At 53.2% G+C, this 25,959-nt stretch carries 27 protein-coding genes; 15 read left to right on the forward strand and 12 right to left on the reverse strand.

Annotated features, from left to right (window positions below):
- The first annotated feature begins 93 nt into the window (after positions 1-93).
- Both R3196_RS03835 and R3196_RS03840 read left to right on the forward strand, forming a co-directional pair.
- On the forward strand, positions 94-1,020 hold the full coding sequence (locus R3196_RS03835; RefSeq protein ID WP_318935330.1) for a DUF2268 domain-containing putative Zn-dependent protease: 927 nt from the start codon (positions 94-96) through the stop codon (positions 1,018-1,020).
- A 25-nt stretch (positions 1,021-1,045) separates the two neighbouring features.
- Positions 1,046-1,402, forward strand: a complete 357-nt coding sequence (locus tag R3196_RS03840; RefSeq protein ID WP_318935331.1) for a VOC family protein — start codon at positions 1,046-1,048, stop codon at positions 1,400-1,402.
- A gap of 60 nt (positions 1,403-1,462) precedes the next feature.
- Here the strand turns inward: R3196_RS03840 and R3196_RS03845 are convergent, their stop codons facing one another.
- The gene (locus R3196_RS03845; protein ID WP_318935332.1) at positions 1,463-1,810 is read right to left on the reverse strand and encodes a metalloregulator ArsR/SmtB family transcription factor; all 348 of its coding nucleotides are present in this window, start codon (positions 1,808-1,810) and stop codon (positions 1,463-1,465) included.
- A gap of 143 nt (positions 1,811-1,953) precedes the next feature.
- Between R3196_RS03845 and R3196_RS03850 the strand changes: the two genes are divergently transcribed.
- The gene (locus R3196_RS03850) at positions 1,954-2,859 is read left to right on the forward strand and encodes a permease (protein ID WP_318935333.1); all 906 of its coding nucleotides are present in this window, start codon (positions 1,954-1,956) and stop codon (positions 2,857-2,859) included.
- Between the two features lie 10 nt (positions 2,860-2,869).
- Complete coding sequence (locus tag R3196_RS03855) at positions 2,870-4,228, forward strand: glutathione synthase (RefSeq protein WP_318935334.1); 1,359 nt, start codon at positions 2,870-2,872, stop codon at positions 4,226-4,228.
- On the opposite strand, the gene R3196_RS03860 is transcribed toward R3196_RS03855, so the two are convergent.
- Positions 4,229-5,011, reverse strand: a complete 783-nt coding sequence (locus tag R3196_RS03860) for a DUF429 domain-containing protein (RefSeq protein ID WP_318935335.1) — start codon at positions 5,009-5,011, stop codon at positions 4,229-4,231.
- 130 nt (positions 5,012-5,141) lie between these two features.
- Here R3196_RS03860 and R3196_RS03865 point away from each other — a divergent pair, with 130 nt between their 5' ends.
- Genes R3196_RS03865 through R3196_RS03875 form a run of 3 tightly spaced genes read left to right on the forward strand, consistent with a single transcriptional unit; the run spans position 5,142 to position 8,252 of the window.
- Positions 5,142-5,771 carry a protein-L-isoaspartate(D-aspartate) O-methyltransferase gene (locus R3196_RS03865; RefSeq protein WP_318935336.1) on the forward strand — a complete coding sequence of 210 codons (630 nt, stop codon included), beginning with the start codon at positions 5,142-5,144 and terminating at the stop codon, positions 5,769-5,771.
- A gap of 2 nt (positions 5,772-5,773) precedes the next feature.
- Positions 5,774-6,922, forward strand: a complete 1,149-nt coding sequence (locus tag R3196_RS03870) for a hypothetical protein (protein WP_318935337.1) — start codon at positions 5,774-5,776, stop codon at positions 6,920-6,922.
- 31 nt (positions 6,923-6,953) lie between these two features.
- Positions 6,954-8,252 (forward strand): erythromycin esterase family protein, encoded by a 1,299-nt coding sequence (locus R3196_RS03875; RefSeq protein WP_318935338.1) that lies wholly within the window; start codon positions 6,954-6,956, stop codon positions 8,250-8,252.
- Between the two features lie 34 nt (positions 8,253-8,286).
- Here the strand turns inward: R3196_RS03875 and R3196_RS03880 are convergent, their stop codons facing one another.
- Together R3196_RS03880 and R3196_RS03885 are read right to left on the reverse strand one after the other, a co-directional pair.
- Positions 8,287-8,895, reverse strand: a complete 609-nt coding sequence (locus tag R3196_RS03880) for a hypothetical protein (protein WP_318935339.1) — start codon at positions 8,893-8,895, stop codon at positions 8,287-8,289.
- 85 nt (positions 8,896-8,980) lie between these two features.
- Positions 8,981-9,619: a DsbA family oxidoreductase gene (locus tag R3196_RS03885; RefSeq protein WP_318935340.1), complete on the reverse strand. Its 639-nt coding sequence runs from the start codon at positions 9,617-9,619 to the stop codon at positions 8,981-8,983.
- Between the two features lie 134 nt (positions 9,620-9,753).
- On the opposite strand from R3196_RS03885, the gene arcC reads away from it, so the two are divergent.
- Entirely contained in the window at positions 9,754-10,665 is a 912-nt protein-coding gene (arcC, locus tag R3196_RS03890; RefSeq protein ID WP_318935341.1) for a carbamate kinase, read from the forward strand.
- A 5-nt stretch (positions 10,666-10,670) separates the two neighbouring features.
- Here arcC and kynU read toward each other — a convergent pair whose 3' ends face one another.
- Together kynU and R3196_RS03900 are read right to left on the reverse strand one after the other, a co-directional pair.
- The gene (gene kynU / locus R3196_RS03895; protein ID WP_318935418.1) at positions 10,671-11,906 is read right to left on the reverse strand and encodes a kynureninase; all 1,236 of its coding nucleotides are present in this window, start codon (positions 11,904-11,906) and stop codon (positions 10,671-10,673) included.
- Between the two features lie 8 nt (positions 11,907-11,914).
- Positions 11,915-12,814, reverse strand: a complete 900-nt coding sequence (locus R3196_RS03900) for an alpha/beta hydrolase (protein WP_318935342.1) — start codon at positions 12,812-12,814, stop codon at positions 11,915-11,917.
- Positions 12,815-12,895: 81 nt separating this feature from the next.
- Between R3196_RS03900 and R3196_RS03905 the strand changes: the two genes are divergently transcribed.
- On the forward strand, positions 12,896-14,191 hold the full coding sequence (locus R3196_RS03905) for an NAD(P)/FAD-dependent oxidoreductase (protein ID WP_318935343.1): 1,296 nt from the start codon (positions 12,896-12,898) through the stop codon (positions 14,189-14,191).
- Between the two features lie 307 nt (positions 14,192-14,498).
- Here R3196_RS03905 and R3196_RS03910 read toward each other — a convergent pair whose 3' ends face one another.
- Positions 14,499-15,017: a DUF962 domain-containing protein gene (locus R3196_RS03910; protein WP_318935344.1), complete on the reverse strand. Its 519-nt coding sequence runs from the start codon at positions 15,015-15,017 to the stop codon at positions 14,499-14,501.
- Between the two features lie 67 nt (positions 15,018-15,084).
- On the opposite strand from R3196_RS03910, the gene R3196_RS03915 reads away from it, so the two are divergent.
- Positions 15,085-16,137 (forward strand): AI-2E family transporter, encoded by a 1,053-nt coding sequence (locus tag R3196_RS03915; protein ID WP_318935345.1) that lies wholly within the window; start codon positions 15,085-15,087, stop codon positions 16,135-16,137.
- Here the strand turns inward: R3196_RS03915 and cfa are convergent.
- The 3 genes from cfa to R3196_RS03930 form a co-directional block, all read right to left on the reverse strand.
- Positions 16,125-17,270: a cyclopropane fatty acyl phospholipid synthase gene (gene cfa, locus R3196_RS03920; protein WP_318935346.1), complete on the reverse strand. Its 1,146-nt coding sequence runs from the start codon at positions 17,268-17,270 to the stop codon at positions 16,125-16,127. The two genes, R3196_RS03915 and cfa, sit on opposite strands and share 13 nt — an antisense overlap.
- Before the next feature lie 67 nt (positions 17,271-17,337).
- A complete protein-coding gene (locus tag R3196_RS03925) occupies positions 17,338-18,510 on the reverse strand; it encodes an ammonium transporter (protein ID WP_318935347.1) in 1,173 nt (390 codons plus the stop codon).
- A gap of 10 nt (positions 18,511-18,520) precedes the next feature.
- Entirely contained in the window at positions 18,521-18,859 is a 339-nt protein-coding gene (locus R3196_RS03930; RefSeq protein WP_318935348.1) for a P-II family nitrogen regulator, read from the reverse strand.
- Positions 18,860-19,116: 257 nt separating this feature from the next.
- Between R3196_RS03930 and rcsF the strand changes: the two genes are divergently transcribed.
- From rcsF to glpQ, 3 genes are read left to right on the forward strand one after another with little or no spacing between them, the layout of a single operon-like run.
- A complete protein-coding gene (gene rcsF, locus R3196_RS03935; RefSeq protein ID WP_318935349.1) occupies positions 19,117-19,485 on the forward strand; it encodes an Rcs stress response system protein RcsF in 369 nt (122 codons plus the stop codon).
- Positions 19,486-19,503: 18 nt separating this feature from the next.
- Positions 19,504-20,541, forward strand: coding sequence for a cysteine synthase A (locus R3196_RS03940; protein WP_318935350.1), 1,038 nt, complete (start codon positions 19,504-19,506; stop codon positions 20,539-20,541).
- Positions 20,519-21,547: a glycerophosphodiester phosphodiesterase gene (gene glpQ, locus R3196_RS03945; protein WP_318935351.1), complete on the forward strand. Its 1,029-nt coding sequence runs from the start codon at positions 20,519-20,521 to the stop codon at positions 21,545-21,547. Before R3196_RS03940 ends, glpQ begins: the two co-directional genes overlap by 23 nt.
- Here the strand turns inward: glpQ and R3196_RS03950 are convergent.
- Positions 21,544-22,014 (reverse strand): N-acetyltransferase, encoded by a 471-nt coding sequence (locus tag R3196_RS03950; protein ID WP_318935352.1) that lies wholly within the window; start codon positions 22,012-22,014, stop codon positions 21,544-21,546. The two genes, glpQ and R3196_RS03950, sit on opposite strands and share 4 nt — an antisense overlap.
- A 1-nt stretch (position 22,015) precedes the next feature.
- On the reverse strand, positions 22,016-23,479 hold the full coding sequence (locus tag R3196_RS03955; RefSeq protein WP_318935353.1) for a RimK family protein: 1,464 nt from the start codon (positions 23,477-23,479) through the stop codon (positions 22,016-22,018).
- A 181-nt stretch (positions 23,480-23,660) separates the two neighbouring features.
- On the opposite strand from R3196_RS03955, the gene R3196_RS03960 reads away from it, so the two are divergent.
- On the forward strand, positions 23,661-24,167 hold the full coding sequence (locus R3196_RS03960; protein ID WP_318935354.1) for a TIGR03546 family protein: 507 nt from the start codon (positions 23,661-23,663) through the stop codon (positions 24,165-24,167).
- A 5-nt stretch (positions 24,168-24,172) separates the two neighbouring features.
- The gene (locus tag R3196_RS03965) at positions 24,173-25,948 is read left to right on the forward strand and encodes a TIGR03545 family protein (protein ID WP_318935355.1); all 1,776 of its coding nucleotides are present in this window, start codon (positions 24,173-24,175) and stop codon (positions 25,946-25,948) included.
- Positions 25,949-25,959: the final 11 nt, after the last annotated feature.

Here is a 25,959-nt window from a genome sequence, read left to right on the forward strand (position 1 = left end):
TTAGCGACGGTTACAGATTGTCACACTAATTACCTAACGGAATCACAGTTTTGGATTTTATAATCCAGGTAATTATTTTATTTGGAAGCAACCATGAAAAAGCTCATAGTGTCTCTGTTGTTCGGTGCAACTTTAGTTAGCGGCTATGAATCAGATTCCGGTCAGTCGCAAGACCTTTATCATTTCAGTGATGCGGTCCGCTTTGCTGAGTTACTACAGAGCAGCGCTGAGCTGCCAGACGCTGAAGCCATTCAAACAGCCTATCTTGACCATGCCACACGGGGTGTTGAAATTTTCACGCCGAACCGGATAGAGAATGCCAAAAATTTACACGCTGAACTTCATCGCAATCCCGAAGCCTATTTGCATGCTGTGGAACGCTGCCTGCCGGCTGTAAAGGCACTGGAAGCCGAAGCTGTTGACGTACTTCGCCGGGCCGCGGAATTACTGCAGCAAAAAGAGGTAGCGCCAATCTATATGGTATTCGGCGCGATGAATTCAGGCGGGACCGCGGGGCCTGATGGGGTTGTAATTGGCCTGGAAGTTGCGTGTCAGGAGGTGCAAAACCTCGATGAAGCGAATGCGTTGATAGCGAACCTGGTTGCCCACGAAATTGTCCATGTGTACCAGATCCGCAATGTATCATCAGAGCTTGCCAGCATGCGGCCCACAGTGCTCAGTCAGAGCCTGGTCGAGGGCTTAGCGGATTATATTGCGGTGCGGCTGCAGGGCAAAAGTACCCAGTCAGAAGCAGAGCGCTATGACTACGTAGTGCAGCACGAAGCTGAACTCTGGCATGAGTTTTCTGCGCAGCTTGATAGCCACACGCTGCAGCCCTGGATGTATCAGCGGCAGGTTGAAGGCCGGCCAGCTGATCTTGGCTACAGCATTGGGCGACGGATTGTTGAGGCTTACGTCGCGAACTCGGTTGATGAAGCAGCCGCGCTAAAAGAGTTACTGAGTTTCTCCGATCCGCATGAGATCGTGCGTAAGAGCGGTTATGCGGAGTCACTGGATTAAGGGATACCCGGGAGGATTTGATCTTATGCCAGCCACAGGAACCATTAATTACGTTGAAATGCCTGCTAAAGATATTACAGCCACGAAGCAATTTTTCGGCGATGTGTTTGGCTGGGAGTTTATCGATTACGGTCCCGACTACGTATCTATTCAAAAAGCCGGCCTGGATGGCGGCTTTTTTAAGTCGGATAAAATAGCGACCACCGGCGCTGGCAGCGTGCTAGTTGTGCTTTACAGCAGCGAGCTTGAAACGACCCTTGAGCGGGTCAAATCTGCTGGCGGTGTAATTGTGCAGGAAATTTTTTCCTTTCCCGGAGGCCGTCGTTTTCATTTTTCTGATCCTAACGGCAATGAGTTTGCGGTGTGGTCCGAGCCAGAATAATGAACGCCTCCTCCGTCTTCGCAGGTTAACTGATAAAATAGATTTACTTCTGGAAGGGGGTTAATCGCAGCAGCCCCTCTTATCTTCACCCATCCCTGCCAGGCTCTCCGGCGCCTCAATACAGCACTCCGAATACAAAAAGCCCAGCAACGCCTCAACTTGTTCAAACTTGAGCGTGCAGTAGAGCGTGCGGCCGTCGCGGCGCTGTTCCATCAAGTCCACTTTGCTCATTTTGCTCAGGTGGTGTGAGAGGGTGGAGTTGGGGATCTCCAGCGCCTGTTGGATGTCGCCCACGGGGATGCCCTGGCGTCCGGCTCGTACCAGCAGGCGGAAAATGCCCAGGCGGGTTGGGTGCCCCAGCTCCGCTAACTGGGCTGCTGCCTGTTCGATTTCAAGGGATTGTTCCATCACATGCACTCCATCCGGCCTATTCGTTACCAGCCAGTTTACTGCTCCTGAAAATAATTTCCACATTTATCGAAATATAGATTGACACTTCGATATTTGTCGAAATAATATAATTCGACAATAATCGAAATATTGGAGCCGTTATGTCTACTTCATTTTTATCTGCCGCGCAGTTTTTTGTAACCACGCTCACCGAACTTCTGGTGTTGTTTGTACTGATCAGTATGTTTGTGTACTGGTTGCAGGATCGCTTCCCGGCTAAGCGTATTCAGGCCATGTTAAGCGGCGGCAGTGGCTATTTTACTGCGGCGGCACTGGGCTCAATCACGCCGTTTTGCAGTTGCTCAACATTGCCGATGCTGGTGGGCATGCTGCGGGCCCGGGCAGATTTTGGCCCGGTGATGACGTTCCTGTTAACCTCGCCGCTGCTCAATCCGGTGTTGATGGTGCTGTTATTCACTATATTCGGCGCAAACTTAACGCTACTATATGCCGCCGGTGTGCTGGCGCTGTCGCTTAGCGCTGGCTTTCTGCTCTCTGCGCTGCATTTCGAGCGTTTCATCACATTGCCCGCTGAGCAGAAAAGTTGCTGCAACACATCCTGTACTGGTGCCGTTGAGCCGGTAAAGCCGACGCTCAGCCCGTACCTGGCGGATTTATTTAAGCGTGCGGTGAAAGAAACCCGCGCCTTCCTGCCGCAACTGGTTGCCGCGGTGGTGGTGGGTGCCTGGATCCATGGTTACGTTCCTGCTGAGTTTTTCAGCCAGTTCAGTCAGGTATCGGGCTGGTACTTGATTCCGGTCGCGGCGCTGTTAGGTATTCCGCTGTATGTTCGTGCCAGTACCATGATTCCGCTGGCGCTGAGCCTGGTAGGCAAAGGCATGAGTTACGGCAGCGTGGTGGCGCTGACCATCGGCGGCGCGGGTGCCAGCCTGCCGGAAATGATTATCCTTAAGCGTATTTTCCAGTGGCCGTTGTTGCTGGCTTTTATTGGGGTGGTTTTTGTCACCGCGTGCCTGACCGGCTTCGCGATTGATCTGGTGATGTAGGGGGCGGTCCATGAACATTGAGGCTTATTCAGCAGATGATAACGCAAGCGCGTTGACTGCCGCTGAGTGGCGCGACCGACTGCGGCAGGCTTCGGTCGGCCTTGAGACCAAGGGGCAGGGCTTTACCCATGCGCCGGTTTCTCTCAGCCCCTGGCGTTTATCGGATAGCCAATGGCAGCAAGCTTTGGAAGCTGCAGACTTGCTCGGGCGGTTATCACAACTTATGGTGCGCGACCGGAGCTGGCTGCTGGAACATACAGCGGGGCTTGAAGCTTCTGACTCGGTGCCGGGGACGATTTGGCGACTGCTGAGCCTTATTCCAACTGACCAGGTGCAAACCGTGCCTGTTGCGCTTCAGCGTCACGACCTGCTAATGGATACCGACGGCCTGTGGCGCTGGGTTGAAACCAACCCGATTGCGGCCGGCATGGGGCCCTTGAATCAGCGCTGGTTGGAGACGCTTGCTACTGTCCAGCCCGCGTTTTACGCAACGAACCCGGCGATCAAGAAGCAAAGCTTTAGTTTGGCGGATGGGGCCCGCCGACTGGCAGCTGAGTTTGGCTCCGACTCGCCAATGATGGTTATGGTTGTCACCGACGATGAGGACAACATTTATGACCAGCAGTTGCTGACCCAGGAAGTCGAGCGTCAGGGCGTCAGTGTGTTGCGGCTGACACTTAAAGAATTCTCAGCTGCGGCTAGCTATTGTGATCAGCGGCTGTTTTTGCCCGATGGCCGAAGGGTAGATTTAATCTACTGGCGTACCGGCTACAACGCTGAAGATTATAGTGATGATACGCTCTGGCAGTTTCGCGCGAAGCTTGAGCAAACCCGCATCGCTCAATGCCCGGATTTAGCCTCGCAACTGAGTGGCAGCAAGTGGTTGCAACATGTTGTCAGCAGGCAGGTTCACTATATTGACGGCTTTGCGGACTACTTCGGTCTGGATGAACGCGAACTGGCGCTGCTGCAGCAGCTTTGTCTGCACTCTTATTCAGTAGCCGATTTATCTGTGCCTGAATTTCACCGGTTGGTCAATCAGGGTTACTGGTATAAAACCCAGCATGAGGGCGGCGGCAGCGTCGCGCGCGGCCTTTCAGCGCTAACACATTACGCCAGCCGGGATGCTGCCGATATCCTGATGGCAAACATCGACGCCGCGGTTCGTTCGGCGCCCATCAGTAAGTTAGTGAATGGCGAACTGATCAGGCTGTCTTTCCATATCAGCGAGCTCGGCATCTTTACTCTGGGCCTGACGTCGGAATACGGCGGCTACCTGTGCCGTACCAAAGCGCAACATAGCCTGGAAGGTGGCGTACATCGCGGTGGAGCGGTACTGGATACCCTGGTTATAGCAAAAGCGGTCTAACTATTGTCGGTCCAGCTTGGGCACCCAGATCGCATCCTCCTGCTGTGGATCACCAAAGTATTCACGCTGACTCTCGGGCAGGCTGGCTACCCAGGCTACGCTGTAAGCATCCACCTTGTCGTGCATTGCGCCCCGGCAAATGTGTTTTAATTCGGCCCAGTCATTTTCGCTATTGGGCCAGCCGGTATATTGGCTCACAGCTTTCAGCTGCACCATCGGCTGGCCTTTCTTGGTTTTATGCTGTGCTGCCGATCCCAGCCGGCGCGCGATGGCTTGTGGATAGATCTCCAGGCTGGGTGCAATTTTCGTGACTTCTTCTGCAATCGCGATGCCGGGCAACATAAATAGCTGCATGGCGTGGGGCATCCGATTGGCCGGGCCGCCTTGAGCCAGATGGGCCTTGCCTTTGGCAATAATGCGGTCAAAGTCATCAATGGATGGTGTTTTGTAGCAACTAATGCCATTTGCGTTCAGCGCACTTTCCGCAAGCCGTGAAGGCATATGATTGGGGCGGGCTCGCAATGCGGAATCAATACCAATGCGTACCGGATTCAGATGGTGCTGCCGACAAACTTCTTCAATGTACTGCCGGGTTTCGCGGGCGTAGTCACGGTTGATTGCGGCCGACACTGTCGATGGGTTTCCCCGGCCTTGTGGCGGTTTCTGGGCAAAGGTATTCAGCGCCAGCGGGCGCAGAATGTCGTCGTCCTGATAACACATTACAACCGGCAGGTATTTAGCCCTGGCGCAGGCTACATCAATCCCGATAAATACATCTCTCATGCCAGTGCCCTTTGCTGAATTTGCCCGATTCTGGGTTGGGTTACTACACTTAACTGAAGTTTATCTAGAGTAACGCGCAACCGGAGGCGGTGTCAGCCCCCTCCTATACAGAGACAGGCAGGTATCTATTATGAACACCAGGGAAACGATGATTGAGCGCCATTTAAAAGGCAGGGATGTTCAGGATTCAAGGGTGATTGAGGCGATGCGTGAAGTCGATCGCTCGTTGTTTGTGCCCGAAGAATTACAGCAGCACACCTATGACGATCGCCCATTGCCTATCGGCAAATCCCAGACTATAAGCCAACCCTATATTGTGGCCTATATGGCACAGGCTTTGCAGCTTAACCCGGATGATAAGGTGCTGGAAATTGGTACCGGGTGCGGCTACAACGCCGCGGTTTTATCCCGCCTGGCAAAGCAGGTTTACTCGATCGAAATTATCGAGTGGCTGGCAGAACTGGCAAAGAAAAACCTCGCGAAAACTGATATCGATAATATCGAAACCCGCTATGGGGATGGCTACGAAGGCTGGCCGGAAGAGGCGCCCTTTGACGCCATTGAGCTGACCGCAGCACCGGCAAAAATCCCGGGAACACTTAAGAATCAGCTAAAAATAGGTGGCAAACTGCTGGCCCCCGTTGGCAAGCAAGAGCAGGAACTGGTGCTGGTTGAGCGCATTAGCGAGGACGAATTCAAGGAGACTAAGCTGCTGCTGGTACGCTTTGTACCCATGACCGGTAAAGCGGGGAAGGAGTAATTATGAGTGAATTAACCGATAGCAATGAGCTGGCGCCGGCCCGCGAACTTATGCAAGGTTTTGCTGAGCGGTCCGGACTTGCTAATGACAGCGGTGACGCCGCCCGCCGCTATCTCTGGACAGACGCTTTCGCGACGCTAAATTTCCTGGCATTAAGTAATCTGGATGGAGACAAAGTTTTTGACGCGCAGGCGCTGCGCACTATTAAAGAGGTCCATTGCCATTTGGGACAGTACGCGGAGCAAGATTCCCGCGCGGGCTGGATCAGTGGCCTGGAAGAGGAAAAGGGCCGCGAACACCCTACGGTCGGCGGTCTGCGTATAGGCAAAAAGCGACCCGAACGCAAAGAAGGCGAACACTACGACCAGAAGCTGGAGTGGGAGCGCGACGGCCAGTACTACCACTACCATACCCGCTGGATCAACGCACTGCTCACCGCCAGCAAGCATTTCAACAATAAGCAACTGGCGACCTGGGCCGCCGAGCTCAGCATCGCCGGCTCGCGCTTCATCGCCGACAAGGAGGGGGCAGGCACCAAGATGTACTGGAAGATGAGCGTGGATCTGTCGCGTCCGCTGGTACCTATGATGGGCGCCCATGACCCGTTAGAAGGACTACTATGCGCGATGCAGGCCTACGCTGAAAGTGGCTCGTTCAAGTATGAGTTTGACGGTTACATAGACAAGCTGAAGGCACTCTGCGCCCGTTCGCACTGGGCCACGGACGACGCGCTTGGTGTCGGGTCGTTGTTGCTTAACGTGGTGCGAGCGGCCGAGTTACAGACCTTTATGGAACTGCCACCAGCGGTTAAACCCGAACGCCTGCTGCGCGATGCTGAGCAGGGACTGGATGCGATTTACCGCTCATTCAACGCGGATGAGTCAGCCAACTACCGGCTGGCATTTCGTGAATGCGGATTATCTCTGGGTCTGCGCTGCCTGAAAGGCAATTTAGCCTTGCTGAAAGAAAATGCCGTCGAGCCACAGATTGATTCAGCCATCTGGCAGATGGCCGATGACATTGAAGCATTCTGGCTGGCTGAGAAAAACCAGCAGGCTTCGACTTTTCAGGACCATCTGGATATTAATGAGGTGAGCCTGGCTGCTAGCTTACTGGCGAAAGAGAAGCCGGAAATCTACACCCGCATTTAATGCGATGACCCGACAGACAGGGAGTAAGACGATGACAGATTCAATCCTTAAGACCGTTCAGGAAAATAAACACGATTTTGAAAGTATCGACGATCTGCGCCCGCTGCTTGAAGCCGTTCAAGACAAGCAAATAGTGATGCTTGGCGAGGCTTCCCACGGCACCCATGAATACTACAAGTGGCGGGCAAAGATATCGAAAGCGCTGATGGAGGATTACGGTTTTGATTTTGTGGTGGTTGAGGGCGACTGGCCGCCTTGCTATGAGCTTAATCGCCATGTGAAAGGCTATGACGATGCCATCCGGGATACGAAGCAGGTGCTTAAAGAGTTTGAGCGCTGGCCGAGCTGGATGTGGGCGAACTGGGAAGTGCACGAATTTGCTCAGTGGCTGCGTGAATTTAATGAGTCACGTGATGAAGACAAGCGTAAAGGCTTTTACGGGCTGGACGTTTATAGCCTGTGGGAATCAATGGACGCCATTATGGAGTATCTGCGCGATGAAGATCCTGAAGCCTATGAAACCGCCAAAACCGCAATGCGTTGCTTTGAACCTTATCGGGATGAAGACGGTCAGCGCTATGCAATTTCCACGCGACTGGTGCCTGAAGGCTGCAGCGATGAAGTCGGCCGGTTGCTAAGTGAGGTACGCAGCAAAGCGCCCAGCTATAACTCTGATCCCGAGGAAGCCTTCAGCGCCGAGCAAAACGCCAACGTGAGCAAAAACGCTGAGCATTACTATCGGATTATGGCCAGCGGCGGCGAGTCGACCTGGAACCTGCGTGACCGTCATATGATGGATACCCTGAAGCGACTGATGGATTTTCACGGCAAAGATGCCAAAGGCATCGTCTGGGCCCACAATACCCACATCGGCGATGCGTCCTACACCGACATGGGCGATCAGGGGCTGTTTAATCTCGGCGAGCTGGGCCGCGAAGAATATGGTAGCGAGCAGGTGGCGCTGGTTGGCTTTGGCAGCTACCGGGGCAGTGTTACTGCAGGTAGTGCCTGGGGCGCCAAAGTAGAGGACATGGATTTACCGGCAGCCCGGGAAGGCAGTTGGGAAGATATCTGCCATCAGGCCGGTAAGCAATTTTTTGTACATTCTAAAGATTTGAAGTCGAACTCCGGTCTAAAGCGGCGCCTTCCACATCGTGCCGTCGGAGTCGTTTATAATCCGCGACACGAGCGCTACGGCAACTACGTACCAACGGTGATTCCGAAGCGCTATGATCACTTTGTGCACTTTGATGACAGCCAGGCGCTGCACCACATCGATATCAGCAGAGATGTCGCTAAAATTCCGGATACCTTTCCGCATGGATTATGAGCGCACGCTCTCCAAGAGTATGGCAGCTACGGGCTTACCAGTTAGCCAGGTAAGCTCTGAGCTCTGCGGCTGCGCCCTCTAAAAACGCTCTGCGATCAGCCAGATAAGGCGCATTGCTGGAGTAGGGCATATATTGTGCGCCATCCAGGCCTAAACACTCGTTATTGAAGGTCGTAAAGAGATTGTTCACCCGGGCTTCTTCGGGTTGCAGGCGTGCAACCTCTACCTGTAGTGCGTTGAATTCGTTTAGAAATCCTTGCATTTGCTGATATTGGCAGTTGGAATTGGCACGGCGTTGCTGCGGGGTATTACAGTAATCGCCGTAATAGTCAGCTACTTGCTCGACGCGCGAACGCAATGACTCAAACTTTCGATCAAAGGCTTCTATATCACGATCCAGTTTTGGAGACGCTGCTTGTATTGGTCGTATCGCGTAGGCCTGACACCAGTCATACAAGGCATTGTGTTGTTCCGTCTCACGAGCTTCATTCATATAACTGATACATTGGTTTTGCCGGTAAGTATCGTTAGGGAATTCGTTTACACAGCGGAGTGAATCATTGAACGCATCCAGTTCTGCTGCGGTGCAGCCAACCAGTAACCACGCGCTGAGCGCCATCATCGACAATTTAGCCCATGACATGTGCGAATTCCTTCTGATAGGGCAGATATTTCGCTTTTTATAATCGCGGAGCTGGTTGGCTGTCAATATGTTTTTTAGTTAGTGATTACTTCGCCTCTATAGCAATCTCCTGGAGGCCTTTTTTAAGTAGTTCGGGCTCCTGCGCGCCGCTGATTATGTACTGCTGATTAATGATAAAAGCGGGTACAGCGGTGACTCCGGCTTGCTGATAGACAGCCTCGTCCTGACGCACATCGTTGCCGTAATCCTCTGATTGCAGTATGTGCTGTGCGGCGGCCACATCCAGCCCCGCCCGGTCAACGCAGGTAAGTAGCACATTATGATCCGATACATCGTCGGCATGGCCGAAGTAAGCCTCAAATAAGGCCATTTTCAGCTCGGTCTGACGATCAAACTGTTTGGCCCATTTCACCAGCCGGTGGGCGTCAAAGGTATTGCAGGTCAGACGCTGCTGCATCTTGCTGAAATCCAGGCCCAGATCGCTGGCAATCTCCATCATCTGCGCCTGGCTCTTTTCCATTTCAGCTTCGCTGCGGCCATATTTGCGGCTCAGTGCCGGCAGGATCGGTTCCTGCTCCATATTCGGATCAGGATTAAGCTCAAAGGCATGCCATTCAATGGTGAAATCCTGTCCGTCGGCCAGATCTTTCATCGCGACTTGCAGTCGCGCATAACCGATGGCGCACCAGGGGCAGGCAATGTCAGAAACAATATCAATATGCATATGGGCAGCTACAACCTCGCTCTGTTTGATTTAATCAGAGTATAGCGAACTATCGCCGGCTCTGCTGCGATGCTGGACGGCGCGGCGGGTCATCGACTAGGGTTAACTGTAGTTATTTCATTTGGAGATTTCAGATGTTGGTGGTAGCAGCTTTAGGAGGCAACGCGTTATTAGAACGCGGCGAAGCCGTCACTGCGGAGAATCAACGCGATAATGTGAAGAAGGCCATGCACGCGCTGGCGGATGTGGTGCGCGCCGGCCATCAGTTGGTCATTACCCATGGCAACGGGCCGCAGATTGGTCTGCTGGCGCTGCAGAACGATGCCTATGATTCGGACAAAACCTTCCCGCTGGATATCCTTGGAGCTGAAACCGAGGGCATGATTGGCTACCTGTTGGAGCAGGAATTGGAAAACCAGCTTGGCGAGAGCCATGCCGTAGCCACGCTGTTAACTCAGATTGCAGTGGACCCCGATGACCCTGCGTTCGCACAGCCAACCAAGTTTATCGGTCCGGTTTACGATAAAGACGAGGCCGAAGAATTAAAGAACAAACATGGCTGGGATATCGCTCAGGACGGCGATAAGTGGCGCCGCGTGGTGCCATCGCCTGAGCCGCAGAAGATCCAGGATCTGAAAGTACTGAAAATTTTGCTGCAGCAGCAAGTCATCACCATCTGCATTGGCGGTGGGGGTATCCCTATCGTGCGTCAGGAACACGGCACCTATACTGGCGTCGAAGCGGTGATTGATAAAGACGCCGCCAGCGCCTTGCTGGCGGAGCAGGTCGATGCTGAAGCACTCTTGCTGCTAACCGACGTCGATGCCGTTTATAAAAATTTTGGCGAGCCTGATGAGCAGGCTATCGGTCGGATGACCATTGACGAAGCGAAGGATTTCGATGCGCCGTCAGGTTCCATGGGGCCAAAAATTGCTGCCGCGGCGCGCTTTGCCCGCAGTGGCAAATTCGCAGCCATCGGCCGGCTTGAGGACGCCCTGAAAATACTCGAGGGTAATGCGGGTACCCGCATCTCCGACGAAAACTAACCGGCTCAGGTAACCGGATTGCGCTCCTGCCAGCGGCGGTCCAGATGCGCTTCGCTGCTAATGACTTCTTTTAATAGCTCAACTGCATTCCAGACATCCGCATAGCTGTTATACAGCGGGGCGAAGCCAAAGCGCAGAAAATCCGGTGCGCGGAAATCAGCAATCACGCCGGCTTCAATCAGGGCCTGACAGATGCCATATGCATGCTCATGCTGATAGGACAGCTGGCTGCCGCGGGTCACTGGATCTTTTGGCGAGATCAGCCGCAGCTCAGTACTAAGTCCATGTTGCTCCACTAAGGAGTGGAACAGTTCTGACAGCTGAATCGATTTGGTGCGCACTTCTGCCAGGCTGACGCCATCGAATGCCTCAAGCGCTGCGTCCACCGCGCTCATGGATATCACCGGCGGCGTTCCGGAAAGAAACTGACTCATATCGTCGGCGGCTTCATAGTGCGGGCTGAAATCGAACGGCCGTACATGACCCATCCACCCGCACAGGGGTTGTTGCAGGGCGGTATGATGGCGCTGCGCCGCATAGACAAAGGCCGGTGCACCCGGGCCGCCATTCATGTACTTGTAGGTGCAACCAATGGCGAAATCAACCTGCCAGTTATCCAACTCCACCGGCATCACACCGGCGCTATGGGCCAGGTCGGCAATCATCAGGGCGCCAGCGGCCTGGGCGGCGGCGGTCAATGATTGCAGCTCCAGTCGGCGGCCGGTGCGGAAGTTCACCTCAGTGGCCAGCACCGCTGCAGTTTTCTCATTAATGCTCGTTTCAAGTTCATCTTCTTCGACCATTACCAGGTGACAGTTGCCGGCGCCGATAAGCTGTTCCAGCCCCTGCACCATGTAGAGATCCGTTGGAAAGTTGTCCACCGTCGATAGGATCTGATTGCGTCCAGGCCGTATGTACAGGGCGGCGGCCAGTACCTTGAACAGGTTCACCGAAATCGAATCACAGCAGACGACCTGGCCATCGGCAGCGCCAATTAACCGGCCAATTTTATTGCCGACCCGCTGCGGCAGGTCGATCCATTTGTGGCGGTTCCAACTGGTGATCAGGTGTTCGCCCCACTGGGTGGCGGTGACCTCGCTCACACGTTCGCGGGTGGCGTAGCTCATTAGGCCCAGTGAGTTGCCGTCGAGATAAATGGTATCCGCTGGCAGGTGAAACTGCTGCCGCCCCGAAGCGAGCGGATCCTGTTCATCCAGCCGGCTGATATCGCTTGTGCTGATTAGCTCGCTCATTTATCCGCTTCCTTTTTAGCCGCTTCCTCTTGTAAGCTTTTTTCAAGTACATCAACAATTTGTTGCCAGACTGGCGCACCCGGGTGAATCATATCAAAATGCCCGGCATCTTCGACCCATACTGTGGTTGCGCCCTCAAGCTGTGCCTGTTCGGCTGAAACGATTTTATCGGCACGACCATGGATAAGGATAGTTTGTGGGTGAGCCTGCTGTGCGGCGGGGTTTGCCTGCTGATAAAGTGCCGGGATAGCGTCTGGGAGTCCGCCCATGAACGCGGCGGTTACGCTCTCGCAGCTATTATCACCGCGGGCATAAGCCGGCAGGTCAGTGATGGCCGCCAGGCCAATTACCGCGTCGACATCGAGCTGCGCTGGCGCGTTGGTACCGGCTAGTAATGCCAGGTGGCCGCCGGCTGAATGGCCCAACAAGGCTACGCGTGACAGATCCAGTTGTGGGTTTTGCTGTTTAGCGAGCATCGCCAGGGCCGCCTGAATATCTTCGTAGGATCCTGGCCAGCCACCACCCGCATCGCCGGTGCGGCGGTATTCAATGGACCAGACCGCAAAACCGGCGTCAGCCAGGGCTGTGGTGAAAGGCCGGGTATGGGCGATATCGTAGGCGTTCAGCCAGCAGCCACCATGGATAAAAGCGACCACCGGTACTGCGTCGGCCTGCTCAGGTAACCATAGTTCAGCATATTGCAGGGCATCGGGGCCATAACTCACCACCTGAACGGGAGTGCCAGGTTCTAACTGAGCGACAGCGGGATAAGGGACATCAGGGCTAGTCGCCTCATACCGTGGCGGCGTGGCGGTACAAGCCAGCAGTGTCGTGGCCGCTGTCAGCAAAGCGCTGGTGCGGATTGCAGTTGTATATCGTTTAGTTAAACCCGGCATTATAAAAACTTCCTTATGAATCGAGTTACGGCGCTCTGTGCTTCGGCTATAATACCAGCTTAATTTCTGTCAGGATCAGTTATGCAAGACCAACATATTATCGTCGTCGGCGGCGGTGCCGGCGGTCTGGAACTGGTTACCCGCTTAGGTAAAAAATTTAAGAACGATCCCGGGGTACGGGTTACCCTCGTTGACCGCTACCTTACCCATGTCTGGAAGCCATTGCTACATGAAGTGGCTGCCGGAGCCCTCGATGCCGACTCTGATGGTGTCGATTACCGGATCCAGGCAGCAACCCACGGTTTCCATTTCCGCCCCGGTGAATTGTCCGATATCGACGTCAAAAACAAAAAAATTGTATTAGCCCCAATTTATGATGCGGAAGGCGATGAGCTGGTGCCCGGCCGCACCATGGATTACACCCGGTTGGTGGTAGCGATTGGTTCAGTGACCAATGATTTTGGCACCAAAGGCGCTGAAGAACACTGCTATTTTATTGATGATGTAAAGCAGGCCACGCAGTTCCACCATACCCTGATTAATACGTTCTTATCTATGCAGGCGCATAACTACGATCATCCTATGCGGGTGGCGATAGTGGGCGCTGGTGCTACCGGTGTCGAACTGGCCGCAGAGCTATACAAATCAGCTGAGCTGATCCGGACCTATGGTTTTGAGGACTTTGATCTTAGCCAGTTGCAGATCTGCGTGATTGAAGCAGCACCGCGGATCTTGCCGATGTTGCCGGAACGCATTGCTGAGTCAGCGCGCGAGAAGCTCGAAGAAATAGGTGTAAAAGTTATTGTCGATACCCCTATTACCGAAGTTCATGAAAAAGGCTTTGAAACCAACAGCGGCGAAATGATTGAAGCCGAACTGAAAGTCTGGGCTGCCGGGGTGCGGGCGCCGAAGTTCCTGAGCCAGATTGAAGGTCTGGAAACCAATAAGAATAATCACATTGTGGCTACCGCTTTGCTGCAAGCCAGCACGGATCCCTCGATTTATGTCATTGGTGACTGTGCTGCCTGTGTGCAGCCGGACGGCTCACGCGTGCCGCCGCGGGCGCAAGCGGCACATCAGATGGCAAAGCATGTGTACGAGGCGCTGCAGCGCGACTTTAAAGGTCAGCCGTTAAAACCCTATATTTACCGCGACCACGGATCGCTGGTATCGCTGGCGGACTATACCGCCGTCGGCACGGTGATGGGGCGTCTGACCCGTGGTGCGATGAAGGTGGAGGGCTGGCTGGCGCGGTTTATGTATAAATCGCTTTACCGCATGCATCAGGTTGAAGTGCACGGGTATTTTCGGACGTTGCTATTCATCATTGTGCAAAAAATTAATCGACGGCTGAAGCCGCGATTAAAATTGCATTAACCCACTAGCGAGTCGGTTAATATTTGTACTATGCTGATCAGTGGCAACAGACTGCCAGGAGGTGATTATGCGGTACTTACTAATAGCTATTGGTATGGGGTTAATAAGCTTCAGCTTATCAGGCTGCCAGCAGACAAACTCTGCGGCTGTCGCAAAACGGACTGTCAATTATGACTACGTAAAGGCCGTTGAAGATGCTGCCGATAAAAGCTCAGCGAAGCGAGTTGAAATTATCTGGATTAACCCGCCTACCATTAAGGTCGCAAAAAACGACAGCGACTAAGGATATTTCAGACACGGATGTCTCTTATTCGTGTTGAAACCGGGATTCAATATCCTGGCGCAATTGTTTTTTCAGTCCCAGCAGAAATAGCACTTCAGTCACTACAAACAGCGGGCCCACCGCCAGACCCATCAGGTCGTCAACAAAGGCCGGTTTACGCCCCTCAAAGTAATGACCGATAAACTGGATGATCCAGCCGATTACGAACAGACCAATACCCCAGCCCAGCCACGCAGCGGTATCCAGTTGCGCGACTATGCCGCCAAGCCACACCGCGAGCAATAGCAGTACTGTCATCAGCAGGCCGATACCCAGATCAAGGCGGGCATAGAAAGCCGCAGCAAACAGGCTGATAATGAGGGCGGGACTAATCCAAACAGTCAAATTTTCAGTGCCGGGCAGGCTGGCGAAAAACAGCGGTCGCGAGAGCAATATTTCGATAGCGATAACAATCATAGGCACGCCCACAATATGGGTAATGATATTACGGCGGTTGCGATGATAGGCGGCATAGCCGGCAAGATGCTCAGTTATTGTTTTCATGGGCTTGCTCACTTGTTGTTTTGTTGTCAATATTACCGCGTTTGCTCTAAACCACAAGGATAACTAAATGCGTGAGCAACTGGAACGTAAAGCTTTTCTGATATTGCTCGCCGGCGTCTCGCTGGCCTTTTTCCTTATTCTTGAGCCCTTCTGGTCAGCCATTTTCTGGGCCTGTGCTATCGCAATTATTTTCAGCCCTATGCAAAGCTTCTTTAAGCAGCGGATGGGTGATCACCCGAACAGTATTGCCTTGCTGACGCTGTTGATCTGTATGGCTATAGTGGTTATTCCGGTGATTTTTCTCAGCGTCATGTTTGTGCAGGAAGGGATTCAGTTCTATCAGCGCCTGGATACCGGGGAGATCGATCCGCAGCTTATTCTGCAGCAGTTGCGTGAAGCCTTTCCGTTACTGGATTCATTGTTGGCGGAGTTCGGCGTGAATACAGAAAATATCCGTGAGCATATTACCCAGCTGGCGAAAAATGCCAGTCGACTGCTGGCGCGGGAGACCCTGGCAATTGGCCAGAATACATTCAGTTTTCTGGTGAGTCTGGCACTGATGCTCTATCTGGCATTCTTTCTTCTACGTGACGGCAGCAAATTACAACAGTTGATGATTCGTGCGCTGCCCCTTGGCGATGAACGTGAACATGCGCTGTTTAAAAAATTTGTAGAAGTTACCCGGGCGACAGTAAAAGGCAATCTGGTCGTGGCGGTGGTACAAGGCGCACTGGGTGGAATTATCTTCTGGGCATTAGAGATTCCCGGGCCTTTCCTTTGGGGTGTGGTGATGGCTTTCTTATCGCTGATCCCGGCAGTCGGAGCGGCCTTAATCTGGTTTCCTGTAAGCTTATATCTGTTCGCCACGGGTGACTGGATCAGCGCCAGTATTCTGGTGGCTTACGGCGCCATTGTCATCGGCCTGGCGGACAACGTGCTGCGCCCGGTGTTAGTTGGCCGCGATACCAAACTGCCTGACTATGTGGTGCTGTTCTCCACCATCGGTGGCTTGTCGCTGTTCGGCATCAACGGCTTCGTTATCGGGCCATTGCTGGCAGCGTTGTTCTTAGCTTGCTGGCAAATTTTTATGACTGACTTTAACCAGGATCACAAAGCCTGAGCGTCAGCGGCATCGCTGTCCAGCCGCGGACGGTGATAGCCGCCGGTGATGCCCTGTTTACTAAATACCCATTGCCAGAGCTGCAGATTGCGGGCGCGGAAGGCGCCAGCGCAGGACAGCAAATAGTAGCGCCACATGCGGAAAAAAGTCTCGTCATAATCGCCTTCGAGCTTTGACCAGTTGGCCTCAAAATTTCGGTACCAGCTCATTAGCGTCGGGTCATAGTCCGCGCCGAAATTATGGACATCCTCAGTACAAAGTATGTCCCGGGATACCCGGTCGATGTGTGTCAGGCAGGGAAGCTCGCCGTTCGGGAATATGTATTTACTGATCCAGGGGTCGGTACCGTGCATATCGCGGTTACGCCCGATGGTGTGGAGTAAAAACAGACCGTCATCGCGCAGGCAGCGCTCAACCACCTCAAAGTAATCTTTATAGTTGCGCTGGCCGACATGTTCGAACATGCCGAGACTGACAATAGCGTCAAACTTTTCATTCAGATCACGGTAATCCTGCAGGCGAAATTCAATTGGCAGCCCTGCGCATAGCTGTTCCCCTAGTTTGACCTGCTCTTTGGAGATCGTCACACCGACACATTCAACGCCGTAATTTTCAGCAGCGTATTTCATGAAACTGCCCCAGCCACAGCCAATATCGAGGAGTTTCATTCCGGGTTGCAGTTGCAACTTACGGCAAGTCAGCTCGAGCTTGTTGCGTTGGGCCTGTTCAAGGTTCTGGGCGTTATTCCAGTAGCCGCAGGTGTATACCATACGTTTGTCGAGCATCTGCTGATAGAGCTTGTTGCCGATGTCATAGTGGTGCTCGCCAACCTTCCAGGCACGTTTGGTATTCTGCAGGTTGAAGAAGCGGCTTCTCAGGTGATGCCAGAGCAACCGGCTGGGTTTGATTTTTTCGCCGATTCGGGCCCGCAACAGCCGGTGGAAGAATTCATCCAGCTGCTTACAGTCCCACTCGCCAGCCATATAGGCTTCGCCAAGCGCAAGGTTGCCGCGCGCCAATACATCCTGAAAGAAGCCCTCATTATTAACCTGGATATCCCATGGGCGATGTCCATTGATCTCAATATCCGCTTCTTTTAATAGTTCTTGAATAAAGACCCTGGCTTGACTCATGAATTCCTCCTGAAGATAGTCGCTGCATCATTCTAGGCCGAATTTCATGCTTTTGCATATTCAGCGATTAAGATGATCGCGATGAAACAAACTCAGGGTAAGCCTCGACACCACAGTCAGTCACATCCGCACCGACATATTCGGCTTCTGCCGGGATACGAATGCCAAGCGTTTTTTTCAGAGTCCACCATACCGCCAGGCTGGTTATGAATACCCAACCAAAAATGACACCGATGCCATAAAGCTGGGCAAGCAGGCTTGCTTCAGGGTTAGTCAGCACCACACAAAGCAGCCCATAACAGCCGGCTACACCGTGCACGGATATTGCTCCCACCGGGTCATCCAGTCGCATACGATCCAGCGCTATAATTGCTAAAACCACCAGCAGCCCGGCGCCCACTCCGATCAGGCTGGCTACCGCAGGCGATGGTGCTGCCGGCTCCGCAGTAATCGCCACCAGGCCTGCCAGGGCGCCGTTTAGAATCATGGTTAAATCGGCCTTTTTCCAAACAAGTCGCGTTAAGAGGTAAGCGCTGATCGCTCCGGTTGCAGCTGCCGCGTTGGTGTTCACGAAGATCGAGGCGACCGCGTTGGTGTTCGCCATACCTGTTATCTGCAATTGAGATCCGCCGTTAAACCCGAACCAACCCATCCAGAGAATGAGCGTGCCTAATGCGGCGAGAGGCATGTTAGCCCCGGGAATGGCATAAACGCGTCCTTGCTGCCCATATTTTCCGTGACGGGGACCAAGTAGCAGCACCCCCGCAAGCGCGGCCCCAGCGCCAGCCATATGAACAATGCCCGAGCCGGCGAAATCTATGAAACCGGCTTGGGCGAGAAATCCTCCGCCCCAGGTCCAGTGGCCTTCAATAGGATAAATAACGGCGGTAAGGATAATGGTAAATAGCAGAAAGCTGGTTAGCTTCATTCGTTCAGCGACCGCACCCGATACAATTGACATAGCGGTGGCGACAAAGACAACCTGGAAGAAAAAGTTTGCCGCTGGTGCATGACCGCCAGGTTCTGGCTGGCCGTACATTAGCTGATAGCCAATAAGCAAAAAACTGGTGCAGGCGATGGCATAGAGTAAAATATTTTTGACCAGTATTTCGGTGGTATTTTTACTGCGCACCAGCCCGGCTTCAAGCATCGAAAAGCCCGCCGCCATCCACATGACTAAGGCAGCACTGATCAGTAAGTAAAAGGTATCGAGGGCGTAACTTAGTTCGCTAACAGACATATTGTTCTCCTTAGATTGCCTCAGCGTCAACTTCGCCGGTACGAATTCGGACTACATGGCTCAGGGGAATCACGAAGATTTTGCCGTCGCCGGTGCTGCCGCTATAACTGGTCTGTTGGATGGTATCGACGACAGCATTAAGCTGGTCATCGGTAACCGCGATGTCGATTCTTATCTTCGGCAGAAAATCAATACGGTACTCAGCTCCCCGGTACAGTTCGGTGTGACCTTTTTGTCGTCCAAATCCCCGAACTTCGGTGATCGTCATACCCTGGCAGCCAATTTCACTAAGCGCTTCGCGGACATCACCGAGCTTGGATGGCTTGATAACGGCTATAACCAGTTGCATACGCCTCTCCTTGTCTATTTCGTACTGTGTCAGGCGTTACTAGAGCAAGCATCGTGCCAGATCGTAAGCAACTGATATATCGTTGTTATTAATAGCCATCGCGCTGGCTGCGCACCACCAGGGTGCGGTGCACGCGGCGTTCGCAACATACTGGTGCAGCAATCACGCACCGATTCATACTGGACACTGGTGAGAACAGGCCGTAATGTTTGAGGAACCAGTTTGAGATGCTTAAAGATATATAAGAGGTGGGTGAAGTGAGTATAAAAAAATTGACTATCGCCGTTACCGCTTTGCTGTTGTCTGCATGCGCCACGGTCCCGGATAGTCTGAACGATCAGCAGCTGGCGCAGGCCCGCAATGTTACATTCATTAAACCTTATGAGCTGTCGCGCACCGATGTGGAATTTACGAGCCGCGGTGAGGTGGTTGGCGAGTCTTGTCAGGCTAATGTCCTGGCTCCCCGGGCAACCCAGGAACGCGCGCTGTTGGAACTAAAGATCGCAGCGGCGGAGCTCGGTGCCAATGCAGTGGTTCTGCAAAGCTGCCAGCAGCCGGCCGGCGGTGGTTGTAAAAAACTCTGGGTTTGCACAGGAACGGCACACGATATGCGGTCACTTCAATAATACAAAAGAGGTTTAGTTATGCGCAAGGCGCGGCGAGCGATCGATCTAATCGGTCAGACCGATCTGCTGAGAGTAAATTCACTGTCTGAATTAACTGGCTGTGAAATGTATGTAAAACTGGAATCCCAAAATCCGGGCGGATCCATTAAAGACCGCGCGGCACTTCAGATGATCACCGACGCCATGGCCCGGGAGGAATTGCGGCCGGGTATGACAGTGGTTGAGGGCACCGCCGGCAATACCGGTATTGGCCTCGCAATCGTCGCGCGCGGCTTTGGACTCAATATGCTGGCGGTGATGCCTAATGATCAAAGCCCGGAAAAGGAACGCATGATCGCGCTGCATGGAGCCCAGCTTAAAACGGTAAATCCGGTGCCATTCCGCGATGACAATCACTTTTACCACACCGCCCGGCGGCTGGCAGAGTCGCGGGCTGATTACTGGTGGGCAAATCAATTTGAGAATACCAGTAACTTGCGTGCCCACTACCTGCATACCGGGCCTGAAATTTGGCAGCAGACCGAGGGAAACATCGACATTCTGGTATCGGTAGCGGGAACTGGCGGCACTATTGCCGGCAATTCGATGTATCTCAAGGAGCAGAACCCTGACGTGCAGGTGTGGCTGACCGACCCCGATGGGTCCGGGATATTCAGCTATCTTAAGAGTGGTCAGCATATCGCTGACGGTAGCTCAATGACTGAAGGCATAGGCATTATGCGGCTGGTCGAAAACTTTAAGCAGGCGCAGATTGATGCGGCGGTTAACCTGCCGGATCAGGATCTTATCAGCATGTCGCGCCATGTACGTGAACATGATGGCATCGTGCTGGGTAGCAGTTCGGCGCTGAATCTGGCCGGCGCGCTGCAGGCCGCAGCCCTGCATGGGCCGGGCAAAACAATCGTGACCTTTGCCTGTGACCTGGGCGAACGCTCAGCCAGCAAACTCTATAATCCTGATTATTTGGCTAATCGCGGCCTGAGCGATCAGCCTGAACCCATTACTGAGATGCTGGCGCGCTATAGCGAGGCCGGTGACAGAGTCTGGTATCGCTGACATGAAGCTGAAAGCGCTGCTGCTAATTACATTACTATCGCTGGCGCAATTGCTGTCGCCGGCGCTGGCGCAGCAGCAGGAGCCGCTGGTTATTGCGCATCGCGGCGCCTCGGGCTATGCGCCGGAACATAGTAGTGTGGCAGTGGCACTGGCACACGCTATGGACGCTGATTATATCGAGCAAGATATTGTGCTAACCCGGGATAAGGTGCCGGTGGTGCTGCATGACCTTCAGCTCGATGCGATAACCAATGTCGCTGAGGTGTTTCCCGATCGAACCCGACCGGACGGTCGCTATTACGTATTAGACTTCAGTTTCGCCGAGTTGCAGCAACTCACGTTGCAGGCGCGTATTGACCCTGTCAGTGGTCAGGTGAAATACCCGCAGCGGTTTCCGGCAGGCCAGGGGCAGTTTGATATTATGAGCCTGGCCGAGCAACTTGAGCTTATTCAGGGGCTCAATGTCAGTCGCAATCAACAGGTTGGCATTTATATAGAGATTAAAGCCGCCCGCTGGCACCGCGATCAGAATTATGACATAACGGCAGCGGTGATGCGGGTGCTGCATGACTACGGCTATACCGACGAAGTGAGGCCCACCCCGGTATATCTGCAGAGCTTTGATCCTGAAGTATTACGACGCCTCAAACGAGAATTCCACACCCTTATCCCGCTGGTGCAGCTGATCGGCGAAAATCGCTGGAATGAGAGCCCGGCGGATTATGATGTTATGCGTACCGCAGCAGGGCTTGAGGCAGTAAGCAGCTACGCCGACGGAATTGGTGTTTGGGTACCACAGGTGTTGCTGGGAGTTAATAAACAAGGGCAGCCAGAGTTTTCAGCCGTGATTACAGATGCGCACGAGGCCGGGCTCTTTGTTCATGCTTATACTTTGCGTGCCGACGATTTACCTAAAGGGGTATCCGGTTACGAGCAACTGTATGCCTGGTTGCGCAAGGCCGGAATTGATGGTGTTTTTACCGACTTCCCTGATCGGCACCGCTAAGCAGGCGGAAAAGTATGCCGCATGCGGTAGCCATCGCTGCCTTCATCGTAGTAACCAGCAAGCACATCGATTACCGCGAAATCAAACTTCTCGTATAGCCGGATAGCAGCCAGGTTATCTGTTTTTACTTCCAGTGAAATGCTGCCAGCGCCTTGTGTTCGAGCGTAGTTCATCGCATGTTGCAATAAGGCTTTACCCAGCCCGGTACCCCGGGTACTCGCTAACGTGGCCAGCGAATAGAGCCGCCAGTTACGGCTATTACTGCGACTCAACAGTAATGAGTAACCAACCAGCTGTTGCTCGCTGGTAAGCGCAATATGCAGGGCGGCACTGGGGGATTTCAGCAGCCGGCGAAAGCTGCGACGACCAATCTGACTGTAATTGAAGGTCGCGGCTTCCAGTGCCACTAGTTGATCAAGGTCAGTTACTTCTGCGGGCCGGATAATCCAGCCCGGTGCTGTAGTCATTTTATTTTTCGTCCAGCCGCCGCGCGAAGTCACGCATGATGATGTGATAAAGCTCATCACCAAGCAGTAAATCTTCAACGCCGGAATCGATTGACGGGTTATCGTTGATCTCGATGATAACCGGGCCGTTGGTGGTGTTTTTGACGTCAACACCGTACAGGCCGTCGCCAATCAGGCGGGTAGCCTGTAGCGCGGTTTTCACGATTTCCTTCGGCACCTGGTGCAGACTTACGGTTTCAAAGCCGCCGGATTTACCGCGGCTGCTGGCGCTGGCATGGTTGTAGATCTGCCAGTGATTGCGAGCCATCAGATATTTGCAGGCGTAAATCGGGCGATTATTGAGTACGCCGATGCGCCAGTCAAAATCGGTTCGGACAAATTCCTGGGCCAGCAATATGGTCGACTTCTTAAAGAGTTCGGTCGCAATTTTCTTAAAGTCTGCCTCGTTTTCGGCTTTTTCCACACCGATGGAAAAAGAGCCATCCGGAATCTTTAGTACGACCGGGTAGCCCAGCCGCCCGCCAATTTCGTGGTAGTCAATCGGTTGCTGGCTCAGCAATAGCTCCGTGCGGGGCGTAGGAATGTTGTGTTTATCCAGTAACTCCTTAAGGAACACTTTGTTAGCACACTGCAGGATCGCATCCGGCGCATCAATAACCACCAGCCCGTTTGCTTCTGCTTTTTTGGCGAAGTGGTAGGTGTAATGGTTAATCCGTGTGGTTTCACGGATAAAGAGCGCGTCAAATTCCAGCAACCGGTTGAAATCGTCAGCAGTGATGAGTTCGGCTTCGATATCAGCGTCTTTTGCGGCTTTCACAAAGCGCTGCAAGGCTCTTTTATCGCTGGTCGGGATATGCTCGTCCGGGTCATGCAGAATTGCCAGGTCATAGCGGTATTCTTTGCGTGCCCGAGCTTTGCGCCAGACGCGCTTACTAAAGGTATCCAGCGAGTTACCAAAAAAGGTCTGCTGCTCATCGTCAAGCTCAGGCAAACCACCGGCCCGCAGATTATTAATGAACCACCGGCCCTGATAGGCGAATTCCACCCAAAGCACCGGGCACGGATAACGATCAAAAATCTGCCGGGCAAAGTGGCTAAGCTGCGGTTGCTCGGCCTGACCAAAACAAATTAACACCGATACGGGTTCATTCTGATCCGTACTTGCCAGAAACTTGCTGAGCTGCTTATCAGTATTGGTCAGCAACAGCTGATAATGTGAGAAGTTCGTCAAATCGGTAATAGTAGCTACCGACGGCAGCACACGTTGCCCCCGTGCCTCGGCTAGCAGACTCACATAATAGCCCGTAGACAGGTAACTCAAATCTCCGCACAGGTTCAGCAGTTGTGTGCGGGTTTTTGAAGGCTGCTGAAGTAGGTATTCGCTTGCTGTAATAGTCGATTGGCTTGGGTAGTAGGGCTGCCAGTCGGTAATGTCATCTAGAATAATTAACGCAGAGTTTTGCATAGCGGCTCCGAGGTGGATATGCGGCGCATTTTTATGCTCATTAAGCAAAAAATACAAGAACTATTTTACCAAAATATCGTAAAGCATTCGTCCATCAATAGGATGTAAGCTATTCTCAATAATCAATAATATAGCCAAGTGTAACAAACTTGCGCTACTTAAAGGTGATGGAGGGCTGGACATGCTGACTCTGCTGGCAAAATTTCTGCGTGCACTTAACTCGGAGACCGGCGCCTGGGCGCTCGCCTTTGCGTTTGTGTTGGGCATGATTATGGGGCTGACCCCTTTATGGCGCGTTCATAATCTGTTGATTCTGTTAATTGCATTATTATTTCGGGTCAATCTCACTGGCTTTATTCTGAGCTTTCTGTTGTTTTCAGGCTTTGCCTACCTGCTTGACCCGCTATTTCATCAGTTCGGGTTTGCGATTTTGTCCGCAGAGAGTTGGCAACCGGTGTGGCAGTCAATGTATGACTCGGCTTTCTGGCGGGCCTTACAGTTTCATCACACCATCACCATTGGCAGCATTGTGATCAGTCTGGCCTTCGCGCCGGTGCTGGCGGGGGTGAGCTTCTGGATTATCAGCCAGTACCGGCGGCGCATTCAGCGCTGGTTTAATCAGCTGCGCATTGTACAGGCGCTGAAAGCCAACCGCTTTTGGGCGATTTACTCAAATTTACGGGGGTAACGGATATGGCAACTCACGTTCGTCGTAGTGCAGTACGCTGGCCTGGATTGGCTGCTTTCCTGATTATTCTGGCGCTGCTGGCGGCATTTTCATGGTTATTGCTGGATAGCATTTTGCGCTGGACCTTTGAACGCAGCCTGGGCACGCTCAATGGCGCCGAGGTCAATATTGAACGGGTTGAACACCAGTGGGTGCCCCTGACCATTCAGGTGGACGGCGTGCAGATGACAGACCCCGCTGAACCCGAGTTCAACCGGGTGGTGATCGGTCAAGCCCGCGGCGTGCTGAACTGGGAGCAACTGCTGCTTGGCCGCATTCATTTTGACGACGTGGTGAGTACTGGTATCCGCCTGCGGCAGCAGCGCGAATCGCCCGGTGAGGTCTATAGCCTGCCTGATAAGAAAGCCATGCAGGGCTGGGCAAAAGGTAAACTTGCTGACCTGGGGCTCGAGATGCCGTCGGTGGATGATATTATCAGCCGCGTTGATTTAAAGACCCCGGCCGCGATTGAGCAAGCCCGTACTGCGTTTAAACAACAGCAGGCGCAGGTAAAGGCAGCGCTTGATGGTTTGCCTGGCAAAGAGAAGCTGACTGAATATGAAAAGCAGGTCAAAGCACTCAGTGAAGGCGATATCAGTAATCCGCAGCAACTGCAGCAACGCATGGAGAAGTTTGAGCAACTCAAAGCTCAGTTTGAGAAAGATCGCAACGCGGTACAACAGTTTCAGGAGCAGGCCTCGGAAGCAGTTAAGGTGTTGCGGGAAAACCTTGAGCGGGTCAAAGCGGCGCCCCAGCAGGATCTGAACCGGGTTCAGCAACTTATGCAGTTTAATGCCGAGGGGCTGGGCGAGATTACTGAGGTACTCTTTGGTGAGCAGATGCGCGTGTGGAGTAAATACATTTTGCTGGCCTATGAGCAATTGGCACCCATGATTGCCCGTGCTGCTGACGAGTCGGTGGTGAAGCCGCAGCGCGGAGAAGGCATCTGGTTTTCTTATACCGGTGCCGACGCGGCGCCGGATTTTCTGATCAAAGAGGCGCGGACCGAGTTTGAGCTATTCGGTACGGTGCTTAATATCGACTGGGATAATATTACTCACCAACATCAGCAACTGGGGCAACCTACGGTATTTCGGGCGTCGGCCGATAACAAGGCGCTTTGGCGTAGCCTGAATCTGAACGGCGAATTAAAAATGACGGATGCCGGCGTGGATGCCCGTCAGCAGTGGCAACTGCAGGGCGTGAATTTGAGTAATATTGGCCTGAGCGACAGCGATGAATTTACCGCCAGCCTGATCAATGCGCTGCTGGACAGCGATGGTTCGGTATCGCTGCGCGATAGTCAGCTGGACGGCTCCGGCGTGGTCCGGCTATCGGATATGCAGGTAAGCGCGGCAGCGGACAATCGGTTTGCTGAAGTTGTGGCAAAAGCTCTGGAAACCTTACAGCGGCTCGACATTAAGGCTGATATTCGCGGTGCGATGACCACGCCGCTATTTAACCTGCGTTCGGATTTGGATAAGCAACTCGGTGGGGCGTTGAAAAGAGCGGCGTTAGAAGCTGGTGAGCAGGAGCTGTCAGCACTACGTAGTCGTCTGCAGGCGCAGGCCAGTGGCTTCACGGAAGAAAATCAGAACGATCTGAATGAGATTTTGGCACTGCTCAAGGATGCGGAAAACCGCGAACAGCGCCTGAATGATTTACTATCGGTAAAACTACAGGATCGCTTACAGGATAAATTAAAAGGCCGGTTAAAAGGGCTACTCGGCAATGGTGAGTAGCCCCGCCTGGA

This window comes from Pseudidiomarina sp. (genome assembly GCF_033722695.1).
Classification (GTDB): Bacteria; Pseudomonadota; Gammaproteobacteria; order Enterobacterales; family Alteromonadaceae; genus Pseudidiomarina.

Bases quoted from the DNA above. Each gene is read 5' to 3' on its own strand.
- R3196_RS03835 (WP_318935330.1), top strand. From the start codon at position 94: ATGAAAAAGCTCATAGTGTCTCTGTTGTTCGGTGCAACTTTAGTTAGC.
- R3196_RS03840 (WP_318935331.1), top strand. From the start codon at position 1,046: ATGCCAGCCACAGGAACCATTAATTACGTTGAAATGCCTGCTAAAGAT.
- R3196_RS03845 (WP_318935332.1), bottom strand. From the start codon at position 1,810: ATGGAACAATCCCTTGAAATCGAACAGGCAGCAGCCCAGTTAGCGGAG.
- R3196_RS03850 (WP_318935333.1), top strand. From the start codon at position 1,954: ATGTCTACTTCATTTTTATCTGCCGCGCAGTTTTTTGTAACCACGCTC.
- R3196_RS03855 (WP_318935334.1), top strand. From the start codon at position 2,870: ATGAACATTGAGGCTTATTCAGCAGATGATAACGCAAGCGCGTTGACT.
- R3196_RS03860 (WP_318935335.1), bottom strand. From the start codon at position 5,011: ATGAGAGATGTATTTATCGGGATTGATGTAGCCTGCGCCAGGGCTAAA.
- R3196_RS03865 (WP_318935336.1), top strand. From the start codon at position 5,142: ATGAACACCAGGGAAACGATGATTGAGCGCCATTTAAAAGGCAGGGAT.
- R3196_RS03870 (WP_318935337.1), top strand. From the start codon at position 5,774: ATGAGTGAATTAACCGATAGCAATGAGCTGGCGCCGGCCCGCGAACTT.
- R3196_RS03875 (WP_318935338.1), top strand. From the start codon at position 6,954: ATGACAGATTCAATCCTTAAGACCGTTCAGGAAAATAAACACGATTTT.
- R3196_RS03880 (WP_318935339.1), bottom strand. From the start codon at position 8,895: ATGTCATGGGCTAAATTGTCGATGATGGCGCTCAGCGCGTGGTTACTG.
- R3196_RS03885 (WP_318935340.1), bottom strand. From the start codon at position 9,619: ATGCATATTGATATTGTTTCTGACATTGCCTGCCCCTGGTGCGCCATC.
- arcC (WP_318935341.1), top strand. From the start codon at position 9,754: ATGTTGGTGGTAGCAGCTTTAGGAGGCAACGCGTTATTAGAACGCGGC.
- R3196_RS03900 (WP_318935342.1), bottom strand. From the start codon at position 12,814: ATGCCGGGTTTAACTAAACGATATACAACTGCAATCCGCACCAGCGCT.
- R3196_RS03905 (WP_318935343.1), top strand. From the start codon at position 12,896: ATGCAAGACCAACATATTATCGTCGTCGGCGGCGGTGCCGGCGGTCTG.
- R3196_RS03910 (WP_318935344.1), bottom strand. From the start codon at position 15,017: ATGAAAACAATAACTGAGCATCTTGCCGGCTATGCCGCCTATCATCGC.
- R3196_RS03915 (WP_318935345.1), top strand. From the start codon at position 15,085: ATGCGTGAGCAACTGGAACGTAAAGCTTTTCTGATATTGCTCGCCGGC.
- cfa (WP_318935346.1), bottom strand. From the start codon at position 17,270: ATGAGTCAAGCCAGGGTCTTTATTCAAGAACTATTAAAAGAAGCGGAT.
- R3196_RS03925 (WP_318935347.1), bottom strand. From the start codon at position 18,510: ATGTCTGTTAGCGAACTAAGTTACGCCCTCGATACCTTTTACTTACTG.
- R3196_RS03930 (WP_318935348.1), bottom strand. From the start codon at position 18,859: ATGCAACTGGTTATAGCCGTTATCAAGCCATCCAAGCTCGGTGATGTC.
- R3196_RS03940 (WP_318935350.1), top strand. From the start codon at position 19,504: ATGCGCAAGGCGCGGCGAGCGATCGATCTAATCGGTCAGACCGATCTG.
- R3196_RS03950 (WP_318935352.1), bottom strand. From the start codon at position 22,014: ATGACTACAGCACCGGGCTGGATTATCCGGCCCGCAGAAGTAACTGAC.
- R3196_RS03955 (WP_318935353.1), bottom strand. From the start codon at position 23,479: ATGCAAAACTCTGCGTTAATTATTCTAGATGACATTACCGACTGGCAG.
- R3196_RS03960 (WP_318935354.1), top strand. From the start codon at position 23,661: ATGCTGACTCTGCTGGCAAAATTTCTGCGTGCACTTAACTCGGAGACC.
- R3196_RS03965 (WP_318935355.1), top strand. From the start codon at position 24,173: ATGGCAACTCACGTTCGTCGTAGTGCAGTACGCTGGCCTGGATTGGCT.